This is a genomic window from Streptomyces sp. NPDC002640, assembly GCF_053592575.1.
Genome location: NZ_JBSFVZ010000055.1, coordinates 1 through 4,186, shown reverse-complemented (window position 1 = coordinate 4,186; position 4,186 = coordinate 1). Strand labels below are relative to the sequence as shown.

Here is a 4,186-nt window from a genome sequence, read left to right as displayed (position 1 = left end):
CTCCGCCCGGTCCGCACCCGCCACCACAGCCCGATGCCCGAACCGCGCACGCGACGCCACCAACGACCACGCCACATCACGCACCCGCACCTCCGAGGACAGCAGCCGGTGCCTCACCGACCGTGCCTGCTCGGCCAGCGCGGCTTCACTCCGCGCGGAGAGCACCAGGGCCGTCGGACCGCCCGGCTCGTCACGCTCCACGGTCTCTTCGGGGACCGATACGCGCTCAGGCGCCTGCTCGAGGATCACGTGCGCGTTGGTACCGCTGATGCCGAACGAGGACACCGCGGCGCGGCGCGGCCGGTCCACCTCGGGCCACGACGTCCGTGCGGTGAGCAGTTCCACCGCTCCGGAGGACCAGTCGACGTGCGGAGACGGCTCGCTCGCGTGGAGGGTCTCGGGCAGCACCCCGTGCCGCATCGCCGCGACCATCTTGATGACGCCGGCGACACCGGCGGCGGCCTGGGTGTGGCCGATGTTGGACTTGATGGAGCCGAGGCGCAGCGGGCGCTCCTCGGGCCGGTCCTGGCCGTAGGTCGCCAGCAGCGCCTGCGCCTCGATCGGGTCACCCAGCCGCGTACCGGTCCCGTGCGCCTCGACCACGTCCACATCGGACGGCTCGAGCCGCGCGTTCGCCAAGGCCTGCCGGATCACCCGCTCCTGCGACGGACCGTTCGGCGCCGTCAACCCGTTGCTCGCACCGTCCTGGTTGACGGCGCTCCCCCGGAGCACCGCGAGCACCTGGTGGCCGTTGCGCCGGGCGTCGGACAGCCGCTCCAGCAGGAGGAGACCCACGCCCTCGGCCCAGCCGGTGCCGTCCGCGTCCGCCGAGAAAGCCTTGCACCGGCCGTCGGCCGACAGACCCCGCTGCCGGCTGAACTCGACGAAGGTGGTGGGCGTCGCCATCACCGTCACACCACCGGCGAGGGCGAGCGAGCACTCGTCGTTGCGCAGGGACTGGGCCGCGAGGTGCAGGGCGACGAGCGACGACGAGCACGCCGTGTCCACCGTCACCGCCGGGCCTTCCAGACCGAGCGTGTAGGACACCCGGCCGGAGGCCACGCTTCCCGCACTGCCGTTGGTGAGGTAACCCTCGAACTCCTCCGGCATGTGGTGCATGCGGGAGGCGTAGTCGTTGTACATGACACCGGCGAAGACACCGGTCCGGCTGCCGCGCAGCGTTCCCGGGTCGATGCCGGCCCGTTCGAACGTCTCCCAGGCCGTCTCCAGCAGGAGCCGCTGCTGCGGGTCCGTCGCCAGCGCCTCACGCGGCGACAGACCGAAGAACTCCGCGTCGAACTCCGCCGCCTTGTGCAGGAAACCACCGTGACGCGCGTACGACGTGCCCGCCTGCGACGGGTCCGGATCGTACAACCGCTCCAGGTCCCAGCCGCGGTCCTCCGGGAATCCGGAGATCGCGTCCCGACCGGCCGTCACCAGCTCCCACAGGTCCTCCGGCGACTCCACCCCACCCGGGTACCGGCACGCCATCCCCACGATCGCGATCGGCTCGCGGGTGGTGAGCTCATCGGTCCTGGTGGTCCCGTCAGCGGCGGCCGGCGTCCCCGCAGAGTGCTTCGCGTCGCCGACCGTACGGGTCCAGAGGTGGTGGGCGAGTTCCGTCGGCGTGGGGTAGTCGAAGATCAGTGTCGCGGAAAGGTGGAGCCCCGTGGCCGCGTTGATCCGGTTGCGGAGTTCCACCGCTGTGAGGGAGTCGAACCCGAGCTGGTTGAAGCCTCGGCCGGGGTCGACGGAGGCCGCGTCGGCGTGGCCGAGCACTGCGGCGACCTCGGTGCGGACCAGGGCGAGCAGCTGCTCGTGCTGTTCGGCCTCGGTGCGCCCGGCCAGGCGTGCGTCGAGCGAGGCTGAGCCGGTGACCCGGCGCCGACCGGTCGTGCGGACGAGTCCGCGCAGGACCGCCGGGATCTCCGCCGCGCCGACGCCCCGGAGACCTGCGAGATCCAGCCGGGCGGGTACCAGGGCGGGCGCGGTCCGGGTGAGCGCCGCGTCCAGGAGGACGAGGCCCTCGTCGGTCCCGATGGGGGCGATGCCGGTACGGCGCAGACGGGTGCGGTCCGTGTCGTCGAGCGAACCGGCCATGCCGTTCGCGTCGGCCCACAGGCCCCAGGCGAGGGAGGTGGCGGGCAGACCGAGACCCTGGCGGTAGGCCGCGAGACCGTCCAGATAGGCGTTGGCCGCCGCGTAGTTGGCCTGCCCGGCCGTGCCGAGCGTGCCGGCGACGGAGGAGAAGAGGACGAACGCGGTCAACTCCGCGGCCCTGGTGAGTTCGTGCAGGTTCCACGCGGCGTCGGCCTTCGGCCGCAACACCCGGTCGATGCGCTCCGGCGTGAGGCTGTCGACGGTGCCGTCGTCCAGCACACCCGCCGTGTGCACCACCGCCGTCAACGGACGCTCCACCGGAATCGACGCCAGCAGACCCGCCAGCGCCTCCCGGTCGGACACATCACACGCCTCGACCCGCACCGACTCCGCACCCGCCGCCAACAACTCGTCCCGCAACCCGGCAGCACCCTCCGCCGCAGCACCACGCCGACTCGCCAGCACCAGATGCCGCACACCATGCACCCGCACCGCATGCCGCGCCACCAACGCACCCAACGTGCCCGTACCACCGGTCACCAGCACCGTCCCCCCACCGGCACCCAGCACACCGGCCTCCCCCGACACCGAACCCCCGACATCGGAGACACGCACCAGACGGGGCGCGTACAGGACACCGTCCCGCAGGGCGAGTTGCGGTTCGCCGGTCGCCACGGCGTCCGCCAGGGCGGCTTCCGACTCATCCGTTCCGTCGGAGTCCACGAGGATGAAGCGACCCGGATACTCGGACTGCGCGGAGCGCAGCAGTCCCCACACGGTGGCCACGTCCGGCCGTACGCCGTCGGCTCCCGGGGCGGTGTCCTCGGCGTCCGCCGTCACCTGGACGGCGTGACGCGTCACCACCACGAGCGGGGCGCCCGTCACGGACTCGTCCTTGACGTGGCTCCGCACGGCCTCCAGCGCCCGGGCGGCCAGGTCGCGAGCGGCCTCGGGCGACGGCAGTGCCGCCTCGGCACCGTCGTCGGTGGTGAGCCGGGCCCACCGCACCCCCTCCGGCCTCTCCGCACGGGTCTCCCGCAACCGCCGCCGCGGCTCGTTCCGGAACTGCTGCCAGTCGAGCCGGAACAGCGCGTCGTGCCGCCCGGCGCCCCGAGCGAGCAGGGCTGACTCGGCGGCGCGCACGGTCAGCCCGGCGACGGACGCCACGGCCGTGCCGGCGGCGTCGGCGAGGTCGAGGGTCACCGTGTCGTCGGCGGCCGGTGCCAGACGAACACGCAGGGTCCCGCTGCCCGGCCGGTAGACGGTCACGCCACGCCACGCGAAGGGCAGACGGACCCGGGGGCCGTTCGCCGCCTCGTCTGCGAGGGCAACCGGGTGCAGCGCGGAGTCGAGCAGCGCCGGATGGAGGATGAACTGCTCGGCCGTATCCGTCTCCGGACGCAGCTCCGCGTACGTCACGTCGCCCACACGCCAGCACCCGTCCAGCCCCTGGAAGGCGGGCCCGTAGACGTAACCGCGGTCGGCGAGCGACTCGTACACGTTGGTCGTGTCCACGGCCACGGCGCCGGCCGGCGGCCACTGCCCGCGTGCGAAACCGGCCGCTTCGGGTGCGGCGGCGAGGTCGGACGGTGAGAGGGTGCCGGACGCGTGGCGGGTCCACTCGTCGCCACCGGCCGGGCTCGCATACAGCTCCACCACACGGAGTCCCGCCGCGTCCGGCGCCCCCACGGCCACCTGGAGCTGCGCCTCACCGTTCTCCGGAAGCACCAAGGGCGCTTCCAGCAGCAGCTCGTCGACCACCGGCACGCCGAGCCGTGCACCCGCAAGGAGGGCCAGCTCGAGGAACGCCGTACCGGGGAAGAGGACGGAGTCCAGGACCGCGTGGTCGGCCAGCCACGGCTGCGTGTCGAGGGAGACTCGTCCGGTGAACAGGTGCCCCTGTCCCCCGGCGAGTTCCACGGCCGCACCGAGCAGGGGGTGCTCGGCCGAGGCGAGGCCCACCGACGTGAGGTCGCCACGGGCGGCGGGGGCGTCGAGCCAGTAGCGCTCGCGCTGGAAGGGGTAGGTGGGCAGGTCGACGATCCGGGCGTCCGGGCCGTGGACCGCCTGCCAGTCGATGGCGGTG

At 73.3% G+C, this 4,186-nt stretch carries 1 protein-coding gene; it reads right to left on the bottom strand.

The window, feature by feature from the left end:
- The coding region (locus ACWD3O_RS33930) for a type I polyketide synthase (RefSeq protein WP_451418552.1) at positions 1-4,186 on the bottom strand (4,186 nt) is incomplete at both ends.